General features: G+C 70.6%; 22 protein-coding genes. 9 read left to right on the top strand and 13 right to left on the bottom strand.

All coding sequences use genetic code 11. The annotated features are described in order from the left end of the window. Window positions 1-64 precede the first annotated feature (64 nt). The 4 genes from ACLJOU_RS25295 to ACLJOU_RS25280 all read right to left on the bottom strand — a co-directional run bounded on the left by ACLJOU_RS25295 (window position 65) and on the right by ACLJOU_RS25280 (window position 2,553). Window positions 65-550, bottom strand: a complete 486-nt coding sequence (locus ACLJOU_RS25295; RefSeq protein ID WP_410570499.1) for a hypothetical protein — start codon at window positions 548-550, stop codon at window positions 65-67. A 233-nt stretch (window positions 551-783) separates the two neighbouring features. Further along, window positions 784-1,371 carry a hypothetical protein gene (locus ACLJOU_RS25290; protein WP_410570497.1) on the bottom strand — a complete coding sequence of 196 codons (588 nt, stop codon included), beginning with the start codon at window positions 1,369-1,371 and terminating at the stop codon, window positions 784-786. Further along, window positions 1,368-1,529 (bottom strand): hypothetical protein, encoded by a 162-nt coding sequence (locus ACLJOU_RS25285; protein WP_410570496.1) that lies wholly within the window; start codon window positions 1,527-1,529, stop codon window positions 1,368-1,370. Before ACLJOU_RS25285 ends, ACLJOU_RS25290 begins: the two co-directional genes overlap by 4 nt. Window positions 1,530-2,175: 646 nt before the next feature. Then, a complete protein-coding gene (locus ACLJOU_RS25280) occupies window positions 2,176-2,553 on the bottom strand; it encodes a hypothetical protein (protein ID WP_410570494.1) in 378 nt (125 codons plus the stop codon). Window positions 2,554-2,663: 110 nt separating this feature from the next. On the opposite strand from ACLJOU_RS25280, the gene ACLJOU_RS25275 reads away from it, so the two are divergent. From ACLJOU_RS25275 to ACLJOU_RS25235, 9 genes are all read left to right on the top strand, one after another. Next, on the top strand, window positions 2,664-2,831 hold the full coding sequence (locus tag ACLJOU_RS25275) for a hypothetical protein (protein ID WP_410570493.1): 168 nt from the start codon (window positions 2,664-2,666) through the stop codon (window positions 2,829-2,831). Window positions 2,832-3,241: 410 nt separating this feature from the next. Beyond that, window positions 3,242-3,622, top strand: coding sequence for a hypothetical protein (locus ACLJOU_RS25270; RefSeq protein ID WP_410570491.1), 381 nt, complete (start codon window positions 3,242-3,244; stop codon window positions 3,620-3,622). Window positions 3,623-3,825: 203 nt separating this feature from the next. After that, window positions 3,826-4,023 carry a hypothetical protein gene (locus ACLJOU_RS25265; RefSeq protein ID WP_410570490.1) on the top strand — a complete coding sequence of 66 codons (198 nt, stop codon included), beginning with the start codon at window positions 3,826-3,828 and terminating at the stop codon, window positions 4,021-4,023. A gap of 3 nt (window positions 4,024-4,026) precedes the next feature. Further along, the gene (locus ACLJOU_RS25260; protein ID WP_410570488.1) at window positions 4,027-4,209 is read left to right on the top strand and encodes a hypothetical protein; all 183 of its coding nucleotides are present in this window, start codon (window positions 4,027-4,029) and stop codon (window positions 4,207-4,209) included. Between the two features lie 104 nt (window positions 4,210-4,313). After that, window positions 4,314-4,556 (top strand): hypothetical protein, encoded by a 243-nt coding sequence (locus ACLJOU_RS25255; protein ID WP_410570486.1) that lies wholly within the window; start codon window positions 4,314-4,316, stop codon window positions 4,554-4,556. A 6-nt stretch (window positions 4,557-4,562) separates the two neighbouring features. Continuing rightward, entirely contained in the window at window positions 4,563-5,126 is a 564-nt protein-coding gene (locus ACLJOU_RS25250) for a hypothetical protein (RefSeq protein ID WP_410570484.1), read from the top strand. A gap of 73 nt (window positions 5,127-5,199) precedes the next feature. Next, window positions 5,200-5,451 (top strand): hypothetical protein, encoded by a 252-nt coding sequence (locus ACLJOU_RS25245; RefSeq protein WP_410570483.1) that lies wholly within the window; start codon window positions 5,200-5,202, stop codon window positions 5,449-5,451. 562 nt (window positions 5,452-6,013) lie between these two features. After that, window positions 6,014-7,831, top strand: a complete 1,818-nt coding sequence (locus tag ACLJOU_RS25240) for a hypothetical protein (protein ID WP_410570481.1) — start codon at window positions 6,014-6,016, stop codon at window positions 7,829-7,831. An 849-nt stretch (window positions 7,832-8,680) separates the two neighbouring features. Then, window positions 8,681-9,091: a hypothetical protein gene (locus tag ACLJOU_RS25235; RefSeq protein WP_410570479.1), complete on the top strand. Its 411-nt coding sequence runs from the start codon at window positions 8,681-8,683 to the stop codon at window positions 9,089-9,091. Window positions 9,092-9,184: 93 nt separating this feature from the next. Here the strand turns inward: ACLJOU_RS25235 and ACLJOU_RS25230 are convergent, their stop codons facing one another. The 9 genes from ACLJOU_RS25230 to ACLJOU_RS25190 form a co-directional block, all read right to left on the bottom strand. Next, window positions 9,185-9,823, bottom strand: coding sequence for a sigma-70 family RNA polymerase sigma factor (locus ACLJOU_RS25230; RefSeq protein ID WP_410570758.1), 639 nt, complete (start codon window positions 9,821-9,823; stop codon window positions 9,185-9,187). Window positions 9,824-10,536: 713 nt separating this feature from the next. After that, window positions 10,537-11,184 (bottom strand): RNA polymerase sigma factor, encoded by a 648-nt coding sequence (locus ACLJOU_RS25225; RefSeq protein ID WP_410570477.1) that lies wholly within the window; start codon window positions 11,182-11,184, stop codon window positions 10,537-10,539. Next, a complete protein-coding gene (locus tag ACLJOU_RS25220; protein WP_410570475.1) occupies window positions 11,181-11,438 on the bottom strand; it encodes a hypothetical protein in 258 nt (85 codons plus the stop codon). The genes ACLJOU_RS25225 and ACLJOU_RS25220 overlap by 4 nt, the downstream gene beginning before the upstream one ends. A 466-nt stretch (window positions 11,439-11,904) precedes the next feature. After that, window positions 11,905-12,099 (bottom strand): hypothetical protein, encoded by a 195-nt coding sequence (locus ACLJOU_RS25215; protein ID WP_410570474.1) that lies wholly within the window; start codon window positions 12,097-12,099, stop codon window positions 11,905-11,907. Window positions 12,100-12,354: 255 nt separating this feature from the next. Next, a complete protein-coding gene (locus ACLJOU_RS25210; RefSeq protein WP_410570472.1) occupies window positions 12,355-13,722 on the bottom strand; it encodes a hypothetical protein in 1,368 nt (455 codons plus the stop codon). 171 nt (window positions 13,723-13,893) lie between these two features. Beyond that, a complete protein-coding gene (locus ACLJOU_RS25205) occupies window positions 13,894-14,325 on the bottom strand; it encodes a hypothetical protein (protein WP_410570470.1) in 432 nt (143 codons plus the stop codon). A 276-nt stretch (window positions 14,326-14,601) separates the two neighbouring features. Continuing rightward, window positions 14,602-15,066, bottom strand: coding sequence for a hypothetical protein (locus ACLJOU_RS25200; RefSeq protein ID WP_410570468.1), 465 nt, complete (start codon window positions 15,064-15,066; stop codon window positions 14,602-14,604). Between the two features lie 328 nt (window positions 15,067-15,394). Next, window positions 15,395-15,808: a hypothetical protein gene (locus ACLJOU_RS25195; RefSeq protein WP_410570466.1), complete on the bottom strand. Its 414-nt coding sequence runs from the start codon at window positions 15,806-15,808 to the stop codon at window positions 15,395-15,397. Beyond that, window positions 15,805-16,092 (bottom strand): hypothetical protein, encoded by a 288-nt coding sequence (locus ACLJOU_RS25190; protein WP_410570464.1) that lies wholly within the window; start codon window positions 16,090-16,092, stop codon window positions 15,805-15,807. Before ACLJOU_RS25190 ends, ACLJOU_RS25195 begins: the two co-directional genes overlap by 4 nt. Window positions 16,093-16,353: the final 261 nt, after the last annotated feature.

Raw genomic sequence — 16,353 nt, 5'->3', positions numbered from 1 at the left:
GCGTGAGCACGACAGCCGCAAGGGCGTTCGTTCGACTCCCGAGTCCCACCGTCAACTCCGGCTATCACCTTCGCGGGATGTCGCCCTCCGAGCCGGCATCGCCAGCGGCTCCGTCCAGCACGCCCAGGGCCGTGAGGCGCACCCACATGCCCGAGGTGTCGCGCACTACCTTCACCCGCCGGGCATCCGCGTCCTCAATCGTCGTGACCAGGCGGTAGACGTCCCCGAACAGGTCGTGGTCCAACGTCGCCCACGCCGCCACCGCGGTGGAGTGGTACTGCTTCACCAGTTCCGACAGGCCCGCCCCATCGAATCGCTGACCGGTCTTCTTCAACGCCAAGTACGACGTTGCCAGCAGGTGGCAGGTCATCAGCGGATCGGCGGCGACCTCCGCCACCAGCTGTTCCGTGCACTGCTCGCACTCCGCCTCGACCGCCCCGAACAGCGATGACAACGTCTTGGCACGGGTCGTACCCGATTGCCCAAACGGGGCGTTGGAGAAGTTCGGCAGCGGCGGACCGCCATGTCGGTGACTTGGTGATGTGGTCAAGGAACATCTGCTTTCCGGGCTGATTGCTCATTCGGGTGGTGCCGGTGGTCCCGGCCCACGTCGCGCGCCGTGCTTCGAGCATCGTCCTCCCGATAATGGCGTGGTCTGGGTCTGTGCCCCGCCACCGGGGGCGGCGGGAGGGGTAAGCCGGGGCCGCCGAGGACCCGACGGAACGGTGGTCAGCGGTACGTCCGTGCCTGGTACAGGAAGTCGCTTCAGCAGGCTGATCGCGGTCACCACCCCCTTCTGTAGGCCAGGCCGCCGAGAAGGCCGAGCACGATCCCGGCGAGCAGGACCAGGCCGGCGAGGCGGATCCGCGAGTAGCGACCGACAACCAGCCCGGCGTGCAGCCACGCGCCGGCGGCGTGGTGCTCCAACGGATCGGTGGCCTTGGTCAGGTAGTAAGCGCGGGCCGCGGCCGGGTCGGTCAGCTCGGCGACCTCGACGAGCGTGCCGAGCGCGCCGTCACGGCGGCGAAGCTTGGGCAGGATGACCAGCACGATCAGGACGAAGCCGACGCCCAGCACCGCTGCCGCGACGCTGAGCAGGACGGCGGCCACGATCGCGCCGGACTGGCGTGAGTAGGTGGTGCCGATCGTGCCGAGGACACCGGTGGTGCCGATCAGGGCGGCCAGCAGGGACAGCAGCGCGGTGACTTTGGTGTCGGTGCGCGGGCCTTCGGAGCGGAATGCGGCGGCGTCGGTCTCGGCGAGCTTCGCTGCGGTCGCCGCCAGGTCGACGTCCTGCGTGTCCGGCGCGGCGTCCGCCGCGGCCGGGGTGGCGCCGTTGGTGTTCGGTCCGGCGGTCGGACTGGTCGTCACGGGTAGTTCCCTCTCGAGCTCGTGCGGATCGGTGCGGTGGTGCGGGCTACCCAGCCGACGTCCTTGAGGCTGCGCGGCAGGTTCGAGCACATCTCCTCGGCGCGGGCCGGTGCAGTATTCGGCTCGGTCCGATAGGCGTAGCCGCTCTTGTCACACATCGCCTTCACCTCGACGTCCGGGGCGTTTTGCACCGGCGGCCGGAAGGAGATCGACAGGCTCGAGGTCGTGGTGGCGGAGTGTCAGCTCGCCTGCGTCGGCTTCGCGGTGGTGGCGCGTCGGCGACCGACGCAGGTCTGGCCGGGTGGTCGCCGTGATGCCGGCTGCGACGACGCTCGCGGCGAGCAGGAGCAGCGTGCGAGCGCGCATGACCTGAGTCCCCCCGCGCTCCCGGTCAGTGGCGGATGTGGGAGGCGAGGAACCCGGCCGGGTGGTCGGCGTTCGCGACGAAGACGCTGTCGTCGAGCTGGTTCTGCACGAGCGGCGAGGACCTTGGCGCGGTCGGTGCCGGCCCGCTCGGCGCGGAACAGCTTGCCTGCGACGGCGCCGAATGCTTCGTAGCCGAGCACGGCCTCGGCGGCCGCGAGCGGCAGGGCCTCCCGGCCGGCGTCCTCGGCCCGGCTCTCGCTGCGCCTGCTCCCCAGTCGTTCACGCCGCTCCCTTCCACCCTTACCTTACCAACCGCGCAAACCATACCAACCGTGCAACCGTCGGGATGGGGCTGAGGAAAGGTTGCCCAGACAGTCGAGTGGCCCCCGAACGCGAAGGTTCAGGGGCCACTCGGCGGCGTTTCGTGCTGGCCGGGCGTCAGCTCGCGTACTGCTGGTACCAGTCGTCGGGGACGAGGACGGCGCCTGACTTGCCGTAGAGCGAGATCGCAGTGTGCGCGCCGCGAGCGGTGGCCAGTAGCACCTCGCGCAGGCCGTTGCGGACATCGCTGCTCTTCATCAAGCGGACGTCGTTCTCGGCGGGCCGCTGGTCAGCCGGGATGGACGTGTACCACCCGAACGGCACGAGGACCCCCACGATCTCGCCGGCCTGGACCCGGTCAGCCGGGCGGCCGCGGGTGCGGGTGATGGCGACGACTTCATGGTCGCCCGCACCTTCGGGGCTATCGGAGGCGAGAACCGCTTCGACCAGGGGTCCCCAGCCGGTGCGGACTTCCTCGACGGTCTTCGTGATCATGCGCGGGATCTTACCAACCTTACTAACCCAACGAAACTCTTGCGTAAGGTTGGTACGGTTTGTATGGTTGGTAAGGCAGGAGCGCCCAGGCGAGAGGCAGGGACCACCGGATGGCCAGCCAGCAGGGCAACATCGACCGGTTCGTCGAAGCCGTCACCAGCGGCCGATACGTCGTCGGACAGCGGTTCAACGACGGGCATGAGCACGAGACCCCGTGGTGGAACCAGGGCGAGGGACCGACGGCCGCCGAACGCCAGCAACGGCAGCCTGCGGGCTAGCTCCGGACTTCCGGCCGGTTCGCCAGTCTCGCCGACGCGGCGGAGGACGACGAACCGGCCGGGCACCCAGCCGGATCGGCCGCAGTCGAGCGCCAACCGGGCGCCTCTGCCGATCCTGCGGGGTCGGGCAGGGACTTCCCCGCCTGCCCGGCCCCGCCTTCAGCGCAGGCCAGTCGAGCGCAACCCCGAGCGCGCATCCCGCTGCGCGAGCGCACCTGGCCTCTCCCGGGGTCGAGCCGTCTCCGCCTCCCCGGCGGCTCGACCCCGCCATGGCTCCGGCTGCGGCACCTCCCCACGCCGCCAGCCCTGCGAGCGAGGCCCGGCCGGAACGGAAATCCCCCACCGTCTGGCCGGGCCTCGCGCCCGCCGACAAGCACGCATCCGCATCCCGACCGAGGAGATCACGCCGAATGAAGGTCGTGCCCGCCGTCGTCGCCATGGCTGTCCTGCTCGGCGCGGACCAGCCGACGACCATGGCGACGCCCAACCCAAGCGGACCGTGGGTCATCGAAGAGGGCCCGTCCTACAGCGGCCCCCGAGGTCAGAACCTGCCCGGCGGCGCCGGCGAGCACTTCGTCAACTGCGTGCCGGCCAGCGACCTCACGCTCGACCGCGCGGAGCGCGAGCGGTGGCGCGACGTCGTGATCCCCGCCGAACACGCCTACGACGACACCTACGGGACGGCACCCCGTGCCCCTCCGGTCGTATCCGGCTCTTCAGCGACGACGGCGAATGAGCCGCACTGCCGCGTCCGCCGTCGACAACCTGCGCTTCGGCACGCATCCCGCTGACCCGACCGGCGGACGCGACTACGCGGGCTGCTCCGGAAATGGCGTCCACCGGACAGCCGTGCCCGCCCGCAGCGGCGTGACGCCTGGTGGAACAGCTCCACCGGCCCCCACCGGCTCCGACAAGTCTTGCGGGATCTGTGAGACCGCACCCCGCATGCCGAACACCCGCAGCATTCCGATGAAATCGACACCAGGAGGTTCCCATGGTCAGCATCAGCGCCGACGACTTCGCCAACGCGCTCGCCGCGGCCCTCGACGCGGCGCCCCCCGGCGCCGCGGCCAACGCCGAGCGGATCGTCAACAACGCCACCGAGCAGCTGGACCCCGACGACACCAGCTTCCGCGCCGCGGCTTTGCGCGGTGCCACCAAGCGGAGCGTCGACCGCAAGCGGGGCAACTGAGCCATGCCCCAGAAACCGCAGGCCTGCACGGGAAGCGGTCGGCCGCCCTCGCACACCTACACCCGGAGGGTCAGCGGCTCCGGCGGCGTCGTCCGCGACGTCCAGGCCGGAAACTGCTCGGTCAACCACCACGAGCACTACGACCTGCCCGTCATCAGCGGCGCCGTCGCCCCGCACGCCGAGTAGACAGGTCATGGCGACCAGCCGGATGAGAAACACCGCCGACCGGTCGCATGCCATGCTCGACCATGTCGCCCTCTGCCCCAGGAACATCGACGAGGACTTCAACCATGCTCACGAACTTCACCGCGTCGCCGGAGCTGACCGAGCTCCTGGGCGAGACCGGGCTCGCGCTCGTGCGCAAGCGGATGTCCGACGCGTTCGGGGATGAGGTGCTCGCCGAGGCGCTCGATCACGGCCGCGAACTGCAGCAGGCACTCGACCAGGCACGGCGGGCCGCGCACCGCACCGGGCAGCAGTTCGACAGGCTGGCCTTCCAGCCCGAGCCGGACGTCGACGCCGCAGGAGCGTGAGCATTCATGACCACCTCGCCCAACGCCATGCCCATCGCCCGCAACGTGGTGGAACGAGTCGACCGACGCTACCGGACCTCGCTGGCCACCAGGCCGGTGCTCGACGACGCCGGCGACCTGCTTCACGCCTGGTGCGTCACAGCGGCCGAACGCGGCACCGACATGGGCGGCAACTACCCAGGCGGGGAGTGGGCCGAGCGGCTCGCCGTCGTCGCCCTGGAGATGGCCACCCGCGGAGTCCGCGAACCACGCCCGTCAACCCCGGAGGAGGCGACCGCGCTGCTGGACGTCGTGGCCACGCGGCTGGGCGAGCGCGGCATCACCACCGCCCGGGACGTGCTCTACGTGCCGCTGCCCCGCACCGACACCACCCCGGCCTGGGGCGCGTATGAGCCACGCCCGCTCGCGATCACCGTCCACATCGACATCGGCTGGGAACTGGTCATCGACCAGCCGGCTGGCTCCCCGGTCCTCGAGCTGGTCGGCCGCTGCGACGAAACCGGGATCGACGCCATGCTCGACCTTGCCACCACGGTCAATACCGGCGCCTTCGGCAACATCTTCCGGTGACGCCGACGAGGAAATCATCGCCCGAACGCGACGAGCAGCGCCGAACAGTCCGCCGTTGACTACGCTCCGGATCATGAACCTTGCCGAGCTGACTCCGGAACGTCGCCGGGACTTCGCCGCGCACCTGGCCAGCGAAAGCTACGCGCCAGACGGTCTCATGCAGGTCGAACTCAGCCGCACCGAAACCGTCGCCCTGGCCAACCTGCTGGAGTTGCTGGCCGCTCGGCCAGCCGACGACCCGACCGGCGCGGAAGGCATCCTCAACGACACGGCGAAACGCCTGACGGCCCAGTTGCGAGAGCGGGTCGCAGCGATTCAGCGCTGAGAGTCCTGGTCGCGGCGCCGCCGGTCGACGACCTCAACACCCGGCGACTTCGGTAACGTCCTCCGTCGGCTTGCCCGCGCGGATCGCACAATCGCAACGGTGACCGGGGTGTGCTGGTGCGGTCCAGGAGGCGATGGGGGACGTTGGGCCTCACGTGATGTAGGCAGGAGGGCCTTGGGTGAGGTCGTCGGCGGCGCCGCCGAGGCTGCGCTGGAGTGATCTACCCGAGGCGGTGTGTGCGGCGGCGAAGGACTCGCTGGGCGCCCGGGTGCAGGCCGGCGGTGTCGAGTAGCGGGGGACCGGGAGCAGCCTGTGCGGTCGCCACGCGGGCATTTCCAGTCGGACACCCGTGCCACCCGCGGTTCAGTCCGGAGCTGGGCTCTACGATGACCGACAGGGCTAGTCGCGTACCGCCCGCCGCCGCTGCCGATGGAACCCATGCCTCCGCTGGCACTCGAATGGCCAAGGTCTCCCGGGGCCCGCGTGAGATCTCTGCTGTCCGGACCCGACGCTGAAATCCGGTGGCCTGCATGGGAGCCCGCTGGCGATTCAGGAGTCGATCGTGCCGAAGAACCAGAGCACCGCGGGGAAAAAGGCCCGCCGCCGGCAGGCCGCGAGCGGCACCCGCTACACCCGGGCGCTGCGTGAGGTTTCGCCTCTCTCGCCCGACATCCCGCCGACCGTGCGCCTGGCGAAGCCGTACCTGGACGCGATCGTCAGGCACCTCACGGAGTTCGGGTGGGGCGCCGACGAGGCGTCCGTCCTCGAGTTCGGCCGGTACGAAATCTTCGCCGGGCCCGCCGTGCTGCACGCCAGCCGCGATGTCGAGGACGGCGATGAAGACAGCGATCCCGACGATCCGGGCGCCGCAGACCTCACTGCGCCCGTCTACCTCTTCGCGGGCTCCCCGGCCGGCGGCCGCTACGTCGGCGATTTCGAGTTCGGCGCCCACGCCGGGAGCGAGCCGCCGCACGTCGTGGCGGCGCGGATCGACGCAGAGCTCGGCCAGGCACGGCTACACCGCGTCCGCGGTGTGGACGAGACCTCGACGACGCCGTGTCCGCTGTGCGGGGACCGCTACCCGGCCGAGCACCTGCTGGCCAACTGCAGCGAGGCGGAGCCGGTGTGCCCGGCCTGTATCTTCGACCAGGACCAGCGCTACCGCACCGATCTGCCCTACCTGGCAATCGGCCTCGATCACCTGCTCGGCAACGACTTCGCCGCGCCGGCGGGCTGGTCTGGCGTCGCCACGCTCCTCGGGCTGGTCTGCGGATCCCGCCTCGGACGGAAGTTGGAACGCGAGCTGCACGCCCGCAACGCGTTCCCGGTTGTGCTGGAGACGTGGCACGACCCGCTGGGACGCAGCTGGATCTGGCTTCCTCCGCCCGCGGACCGGCATGCCGCGTTCGTCGACCTCGGGGCAGGCGCCACCATCAGCGCCCTGACCGCAGCGCTGATCCGGCACGTCCCGACGCTCGCGGCCCAGGCGAAGACGGTGGTCCGCGACGCCGACGTCGCGTGGCGGCCGAGCCTGCTGCCGGCGTCGATCGCCTACGCCGTGGCGTTCTCGACGCAAGCCGCCGAGCGGGACCAGCACCGCACGCCCGTGCACGTCGTGGATTCCACCGGCGACGGGCTCGCACAGATCCGGAAGCCGTTCGCGGTCACCGGCGAGGCGGCCAACGTCGAGAACGGCCTGCAAGCGCTGCTGGAACACCTGCTGTTCCCGCTGCTGCTCGGGCACGGCCTCTACGACCAACCCCGGGACCCACGCCGCTCCCACGGCGCCGCCGAGGACGACACCCGTCCGGCCCGCACGTCGCGGGACGCACACCTGCGCCACCACCTCGACCGCGCGGCACAGGTCGAGGCCGTGCTCGGCAGGCACTGGCCGGGCACGACCGCCGGCGGGGTTCCGTGGGACGGATCGGCCGACCCCACCCTGGATCCCGCGCGGCTCGGCAGCGCCCAGCCGGTCAACGACATGATCGCCGCGACCCGCGAACTGGCACGGCTGGGTGCTGCCGGTGCCGCGTTCGACGACGGCGGGCCGGACACGATGAGTGCTGACGACGTGTGGGCGCGAAACGGCTGGTGGATCCCGGCCGACGACGCATCCCACGCCGTGCGTCAGGCCCGCGAGTTCCTGACCGACAATCTGCGGGTCGACGTGCTGTGGGCCGGGCCTGCGGGCAGCTGGCCCGAGCCAGCGTGGGTGAGCGTCGCGGTCGTCGAGGTCAACGCGCACAGCACCGGCCCCGACAACACCCCCTGGGTGCGGGTGTCGGACGGCGTCACGATATTCGGCATGGCCCTGTCCGACATCGGCCTCGTCCGCCGAGCCGACGCGGACACCCCGCTCACCCGAATTCCTCGATGACCGGACGTCACCTGCACCGGTGAATCCGACGCGCTGCCGGATCCCTCCGGCAGTGCGACGGAATGTCGTGCGGCTGCTGCGATTCACACGTCGTAGGGTCTGGCCATGAAAGCGGAATGCGGGCACTGGATGCAGGCCGCCGGGGTGCCATGCGGTCGTGCGGCTGGGCACAAGCCGCCGCACCGGCCCACACGGCATGACGGTGAGCCAGGCAGCCGCGTGCGCGGACTGACCGAACGTGACCTGGCGTACCGAAACCAGCTCGGAGTCACGCCGGATCAGCCCCTGCCGGCCGCGGCAGGAGCAACTCACGTCGGGGCGGGCGAAACGCCGTCGCGGCGCCGACGGTCGCGCCGCGGCCGCTCTCCCGCCAACGCGGTGCAGACCAGCTCCGGGAATCCCGCTCCCCCGCAATCGACCGAACGGCAGAAGCCGACGACGCCGGGGAAGGTGATCGCGGCCCGATTCCCCGGGACGTGCGGCGCGTGCAACCGTCCGTACACCAAGGGCGCTTCCCTGGGCCGGGTCGGCGAGGGCTGGGGACACCAGGGCTGCGCCGAGATCCTTTCCGAAACGGAAAGGATCCGCTCCGGGGAGACGTTTCGCAGCGGCCGAGCATCGACGTGGCGACGTGGTGCAGGCCCGGGGAAGACCCGCAGCCGGTTCTGATCACCGCCGACGAAGTGAACGCGCCGGGTGACCAGTGCTGGCGTGGCCATGGGCGTGCTGACATCCAGCGCTCGGTGATCGCCAGGAGAGGCTGGCGTCCGCGTCATCGAAGTCGCAGCCGACCAGCTGATGGCCGGCCGCCATGTCACCGCTCGCTATGCTGCCGGGGGAAGCCGACCTGTGGATGTAGAACCGCAGGTCAATGACGCAATCGCCCGGCAGAAAGCTGAGCCCGCCATGGATCCCCAGTCCGCGTCCGAACTCGACAGACAGCCCTCCACGTTCAGCTGGGCGGACGCGGACGAGCTGCCCGACACCGTCAGCGGTGCACTGGTCGCGTCGGCCACCGTCACGGCCGCCGGCGTGCTCAACGACGTCGAGATCACCTGGGATCATGCAGCGACCCTCACCCCACCGGATTGCACCGACGCGGCCTTGAGCCCCGACGAGGAGATCGCGGCCGTCACCACGGCGTCCCGCGTCCGCGCCGACGCCGCCGCTCGCACCCGGGCAGCAGCCGTTGCTGTAGCCCACCAGGTACAACACGGCGCCGGCCTGCGTGCCGCGTTGCAAGCACTTACCACCCGCTGACCCCGGACAGCGCGCGACGCGGTGAGTTCGTCGCGCCCGTTCGCGGCGGTACGGCCCACGTCGGAACTAGGCCCCGTCGGCGTCTGCCCAGAATCAGTACTTCTCCTCCTGCAGCATTCCGCGCAGCCGCGTCAGGGCGCGGTGCTGGGTGACGCGGACGTTGCCCGCGGAGACGCCGAGCGCTTCGGCGGTCTCGGTAGCCGACAGCCCGACCGCGATGCGCAGCGTCAGCACCTCCTGGTGAGCCCGGGGGAGCACCGCGAGCATCCGGCCGAGGCGAGAACCGAGATCCAGCCGGACACCAGCATCCGCACCGGGCCGCTCAAGCCGCCTGAGGCCGGGGACGTCGGCGATCGGCTCGGCGCGGTCGCGGGCGGTCGCGCGGACGGCGTCGGTGACCTTGTTGGCCGCGATCGCGTACACCAGCCGAAGGAACGAGCCTCCTCGCCTGCGGTAGTCCGGCAGGATCTTGAGCACCGACAGGCACACCTCCTGCGCGACGTCGTCGGCGGTCAGGTACGCCAGGTCGCGTCCACCGATCCGGGCGCGGCAGTACCGCACGACCACCGGCCGCATCAGCTCCAGCACTGCCCCGACTGCCGCGGGGTCTCCGTCGGCCGCGCCGGAGGCCAGCAGGTTGATGTCCGTTGTGCGCGCAGCGGTGTCCGCAGCCGGGGGCACCCGGGTGACTCGGCTGAGGGAACCCTGCGGCAGTACCTCAAGCGACCGCATCCGGAAGCCGAAGGCGGTGTCCACCGGCGAGCGCCACTTGATCTGCAGCATGGTCCACTCCGGACAGAGGCTCCCCGGGCCGGGCCCGTCCCCGTCGGCGCTGGCCGACGCGCACGGCCGGTCGTGATAAAGCACGAGGTCAGGGCACCAGGCCATGGCGGGGTAGACCGCGTCGATGCGGCGGTGCACCAGCTGCGCGCCCACTTGGCGACCGGACGCGTCCTCGTGCGCAGGCAACACCAGCCCCGCCCCGCCCCACCACCGGGCCGTCGCCGTCCGCGCCACCGCGTGGGCGTGGGCCAGGACCGCCTCGTAGATCGGCGTCGAGGTCATCACGCAGGCCTCGCTGGGCTGTTCCTCCAAGCTGATCAGCTCTTCGGCGAGCCGCTCGTCATGCTCGTCGGCCGCGGCGGCGCGACGTTCCGGAATCGGGTCGGTGACCTGCCGGCAGATCGCGAGCAGCGGGCGGGCCTCCTCGATCCCGCTGTCGACCGCGGTGGACAGCCACTGCAGCGCCTCGGCGTGCCGGTCGCGCGACATCTCCCAGACACCGATCTCGAAGGCGCGGTAGGCGGCCTCGGCCACGTCCGCCAACGTGGGCTGGAGCCGTCCGTGCGCGGCGAGGTCAGCCTCGTCGGCGGCGAGCGCGCGCTCCATGATCAGGTCGACGTCGAAGCGGTCCTCGCTGACGTCGCTGGTGTCGATGGTGGTGGTCACTGGTGCACCTCCGGCAGGGTCGTGCGGCGGCCGATCAGCAAGGGCGATTTCCGCAGGGTCTGCAGTCCGCGTTCCTGCAGGCTCTTCACGGCTTCCGCGGAGCAGGCCATGACCGACGAGACGGCCGCCAACTCCCACTGCAGGCCGATGCGAAGGACCAGCACCTGCCGCTGGCGGATCGGCAGCTGCTTGAGCGCCGTGACCACCGCCATGCTGCTGAACAACCCGTCGATCCCGGGCGCGAAGTCCGGCATCGACATCACGCGGTCGGCCGTCATCTTGCTGATCAACGCGTCATCGGTGAGGGGGACCGGAGTCCGCTTGGCCCGCTCGTCGAACGCGCGCAGCTTGACGAGCTGGAAGAGCAACCGCCGCGGCTCGCGCAGAACGCCCTTCCTCTTCCACTTCCGCGCCAGCTCGATGAACGCCACCTGCGCGACGTCCTCCCCGCTGGCATGGTCGCCGACGACCGTGGTCGCCGACCGCACCGCCTCCAGGCGGTGATCTGCGATCACCGCCTGGAGCGCGTGCCGGCTGAACGGGACCTCGGCCTGGTGGGCGTACCGGTCCCCCGGCTGATCTGCGTCCTCATCCTCATCGGCGCCGGACGGACACGTCGAGCCGGACGTCGCGTCGTGAGTCATGCCGCCTCCGGCGGCTCGAGGCGCTCGGCGGGCGGGCCGAGCGTGATCGACCACTCGCCGCCGGTCTCGTCACGGCTGCACACCTGCCCGGCCCGGCCGGACGCACTGAGCACCTGCGCCGCGTCGACGATCGTCGCACCGCGGTCACGGGCGACCGAGCGGCGAAAACGCAGCAGGGCGAGGTCGGCCAACACCCTCAGCACACTACGAGGGCGCGGAATCCGGACGAAGTCCGTGTCGGGGTCCCACTCCATGGGGCCCTCCTTCCTACTTACCCCCACACCGGCCCGGACCCCCGCCGGCGAATCGCTGCCCGTGAAAAATCTTGAGAAATCTCGAAGGTGCAGGTCACAAGCTGAAACGGCCGCTGAACCTGACGGCTGATCACCGTCCACCCCGCTGCGCGGCCGCAAGGCCCGAGCGGCCTGGTGGAACCCGAGCAGCCCGTACCTCGGAACAGCTGGGGCGGAGCGACCGGCGCCCGCCCGAAGGTCACCTCGCCCGGCATGGGGTCGACCGGGCACTCGCCGAACAGCTCAAGGAATGGCACGTGGCCCCTCGCCTGACCATGGAGACAACCTGGCCGCCCCGGAACCGGGAATTCCGGGTTCCGGGACGACCAGCGGAATGTCGTCCGGTCTCCGGGGCGAGGCACGGGCGGTGCGGCCCAGCTCATCCGCACGCCGGCAGTCTCGAGTTCGGCAAGCGGGGGCCGGGAGCTCACAGCAGACCGGCATGGTGCAGCTTGAGCAGCGCGCCGGCGACGCCGGGAGCAGCACCGATCAGCAGCATCCGCAGGACGCGCACGGCGCGCTCGGCGCGACGGTGGTTGCGGTCGAGCACCGCGACCACGACGACGAACGAGATCAGCAGCAGCACGTAACCGGCCACCACTGCGATCAGCCACTCCGGCATCGCACCTTCCTCACCCTGAAAGATCAGGTGAGGGCACGACCTTCGGGGCCCGCTCCGCTTCATACACAGTCGCGTCGACCGGGGCAACCGCCATGACGCTTACAGGTTGCCGGGAAGCAGTGCTGACCAGCGCAAAGTCGACGAGCATGCTGCCATCAACTCTCGTCGTCTACTCGAAAGAGCGAGCAGGATCCCCGCCTGCCGATCTCGCCGGACACGCGGGGCAGCTCGGTCACCGCGACCGCCAGTGCTCCTTCAGCCTCTGCCCCGCGTCGCTGAGCTCGACCACGACGAAGTCGTCGGCGGGGGTCTTCCGAACGGGGACTGGTACGGCTGGTCGGTGGGGTTGAGCAAGCCCGCCTGGTGAAACTCGTCGAGGTGCTCGATCGCGACTTGCCGCCACGACCCCGGATCGGCGGCGATGAACAGCCACCGGTCCGGTGAGGGAAGCGACGGCGACCGGGCCACGCAGTCGTCGAGCACCAGGAACAAGGTGTCGATCCGTCGTTTCGTGGCCTCGAACCAGATGACGTCTTCGCTGCCTTCGTCTTGGCGCGGGTCTTTACGCTGGTCCCGCAGCTCTTCGGTGAGCAGGCGCAGGCCTGCCGCTCCGACATCCCACAGCCCTTGCACGCCGCGCGGAGCCACGAACGCGTCGATGGTGCCGTCTGCCGCGTCGGCCTCGCCGGCGATGTGCCGGGTGATCGCGCGGATCGCGGCCAGCGCGGCGGCGGGCAAGTCGGTCAGCGCCGCGCGGACGTCTTTGTCGCCGTAGGCCTGGGCCCGTCCGGAGCGTCGCAGGGCGTCGGCCACCAGCCGGGGTGCTTGGTGGGCCAGCTGCCGCATCCTGGCTTCGCTGGCGGGGCTGGGTGTGCGGCCGATCCAGTCGGCCAGCCGGTCGTCTGCCGCGCTGGCGTTGTCGATCGCCTCGGTCGCGATACTGGTCAGCGTCGACTCGGCGGGGTCCTGCTGTTCGTTCATGCCGCCCTTCCTGCCGGGAGCTGGGCGTAGAACCTGCTCGGTGAACGTCCAATGCGCGGCGTTGACCAGCAGCCGCTTGTGCGGGCCAGGCGCCATGAGCTCGCGCACCCCGGTCCAGTCGGCCAGGCCGACGCCGATGTCGTAGAGCGACGCATCGAGGAGCGCTTCCTCCTCGGCGGGCGCGGCGGCCAGCAGCATGGCCCGGCGGCAGTACGGCGCGTACTCCCCCGCGGCGGCGAGCCCCGTCCGCCAGTGCTGCACCGAGACCAGTGCGAAGGTCACCGTCAGCGTCGGCCTCGCTCGCCTGATCAAGTTCATGCCGTCGTGCTCGACCGCGCCGGGCGGAAGCCTGTGCAGCGCGCGGCGCTCGCGTTCGGTCAGCGACTCCAGCGGTACGGGAAGGTTCGCGGGGAGGTTCAGCAGCGTGTCGGCCTGCCACAGCTGCGTGATCGGGGCCCGCCCGGCGGCTTCGCGGCGAACGTGTGCTCGTCGACGTCGCGGCGGTAGCCGACGGCGGCCTGGCGCTGGTTCCGGGCGAATCACCGACACGCTCGTGCCGGGCCCGGCGGGTTCGCCCGGCCAGGCGGCCGCCGCGCGCTGCAGCCTCGACGTCTTCGCAGGGACGCTCGGCTCCGGCTTCACCGTTGCTCCGGCCGGCCCGGGACCTGCTCCCAGTACGTCCCGGCGCCGGGCACGTCGGTGACCAGGGCCTTCAGGTGCCGGATCGCGGCTACGGGGTCGACGGCGGCGTGCATGAAGCGAGGCTCGTTCCGGCCGTCGATGAGCGACCTGCGACAGCCTGACCAAGGATGATCATGTAGTGCGGCGTTGGATGCGTAAGAGGATCTTCCGGAACTCTGGATCGCCGCCGCCCGCGTCGGAGAGGCTGTCGTACATCTCGGCGGGCAACCAGCCCTGCTCCAAGCCGGTGTTGAGCACCCGCCCGAGGCGAGCGTTTTCAAGGTCGAACTGGGTACACACGCCGGTGCGCACGAGATGATTCGCGAACGGCGCGTACGGATCAGGCGTCCCGGACTGCGCCGCCAGATGCTGAACGGTCAGCTCGACGAGGTACATCGCCAGCACGTGACCGCGAGGGCCGCCCAGCAACCCACGGTCGACCAATTCATCAGCGATCCTGAGGGCGGGAGACACATCACCGCCCGGCGCGGCAGCGACGATCAAGGCCGCCTCCAGCTGCGTGCCAAGGCGCATCGTCTCGCGATCGGGACCCGGAAGCTCCACGGCCTTCCCTCCGGTACTGGTGGCTGGTCGACCAGTCTGTCACCCCACCACCGGGTCAGGCCGCCAGGTCGCGGCGCCGGATCGGCGACTGCCGCCAGCGTGTGCCGCTGACCCCGGCACCACCGCGTCACGGTCACTGCGGGCGTCGGGGCACCGGCAGGTCCAACAGCAAAAACAGACCGTTGCCGACGGATCAGCGGATTCGCCGGCACCCCGTCTCGGAAGCGGGAACGACGGCGGAGTGAGCTCGGACAGTCGCCAGTTGACGTGAGGTGGCTAGTGGATGGCGAGGATCCGGACGCACGGTTGGTGGTCCTTCCACGGCTGAAGTCGAACGTATCCCGTCACGGCGCGTTGATCGGTCACGCCGGCGACGTCGACTTCGATCACCGGGTCGTGGAAACGGACCTCGCCTTGCGTCGGAATGGCAAGCTGGGTTGGCGGCTCCACGGCGAGCAACGTGCCGCCGAGCAGGGAGTTTGAGCCGGGGCAGGCCATCGCTTTCGCACCGTCCGGGCCGTCGAGCTTGTTGGCGTTGAGCCGTTGCAGGAACTCCTCGGCCACGGTCTTCGCGGCCTGCAACTGGCTATCGCTGTTGCGCGCGAATCTCGACGTCGACGTCGGCGTCGTCTGTCCGGCCGACGGAGGCTTGGGATCGTCGTGGCGCAGTAAGAACCCAGGCGTGCCGAACCCGGTCACCAGCACGACGGCAACGAACACCCCGAGGGCAGCGACCGACACCCACATCCCGGTGCGTGGTTTTCGGGGCGGCACTAGGCCCCCACCCGGATACGGCGGGTGACCGTACGCCGGGCCCGGCCCCCCAGCCCTGTACGGCAGGCCAGGCGGAACCTCTGCGGCGCCCGGAGGCTGGCGAGGTGATGGCTGTGCGTGCGACGGGTGTGACATTTCGGCACCTTCCCCCAGGTCGGCCTGAGGTCGGAGGATACGACGGTCATGAAGGTCGCCGCATCCGCACAGCCGCCGGAGCGTCGGCGGCCGCCTCGTCCCAGCGGATGACCGGCAACTTGACGTCGCCTCGCCGTGTTCGCAGGCGGCCACGGTCGTGCTACCGCGGGCGCATGTCCATGACGTGGATCGACAATCCCGCGTACCGCTTGGGTTCGTAGGTCATCACGGCCATCGGGCTTCCGGATGCCTCCACCACGATCTGCGCGACTTCGAGTCCATCGAGGTCGGCCCCATCGGCGCGGGCGGCTTGCTCGCCGGTCTCCAGCGCGTTGGTCGCCGACAGCGCCAGTACTTCCACCGGGCCGGCGGGGTCGTTGAGCATCCAGGACAGATCCGGGTGACGCCCGCCCAGCTCGGTTCCGGCGACCACCAGCGACACGGCGGGCACGACCAGCAGCCGTCCGCTCGTGATTGCCTGCACCACCACGGCCTGCGCCAGCCGGGGGCTCAGCTCACGTTCGTAGGCGATCAGGAAAGTCGAGTCGAGCAGCAGGGCACGCGGCAAGGTCACGCGGCGTGGTCCGACCCGAGCTGGTCCACGCGCGCCAAGATGTCGCGCGCCTGCGCATCGGCCGCCTGGTACTCAGCCGAGTCCGGGTCGATGCCCCGGCGGCCCAGCAGCGCCTGAGCGACCTGCGCGCGTTGCTCGAAGGCCGCGCGGCCGCCGGGCAGAAGCCGGTCGAGTTCGTGGCCCGGCAGTGCGGCCAGCAACGCCACGTCAACATGGTCGCGCGCCGAGATCCGCTGCACCAGGTACTGGTCAGCGGGCGAGCGGTTCGTGAGCGCCGAAGTCATGCTTCTGATGGTAGCCCGGGCCGACGGCGGTCCGGAACTACTCGACGAACCGGACCCGCCCAGCCGCTCCAGCAAGTTCCGGTGCGTCAGACACGTCGGGTTGGTGCCCAGTTTGATGGTTTACACCGCGTTAGCCCAGGTCACCGCATGTCAGGTGTGGACAGTCAGAAGGCGGAAGGGCGCTGCGCGGGTGAGGATGAAACCGGCCCGGTACCGTGCCGGGGCGGCCGGCTTCGGGTGGTGATCGCGGGTGGCGTTGGC

Origin of the sequence: Amycolatopsis sp. cmx-4-61 (genome assembly GCF_046548775.1) — a bacterium.
Classification (GTDB): domain Bacteria; phylum Actinomycetota; class Actinomycetes; order Mycobacteriales; family Pseudonocardiaceae; genus Amycolatopsis.
This window is presented reverse-complemented; position numbering and strand designations above follow the sequence as displayed.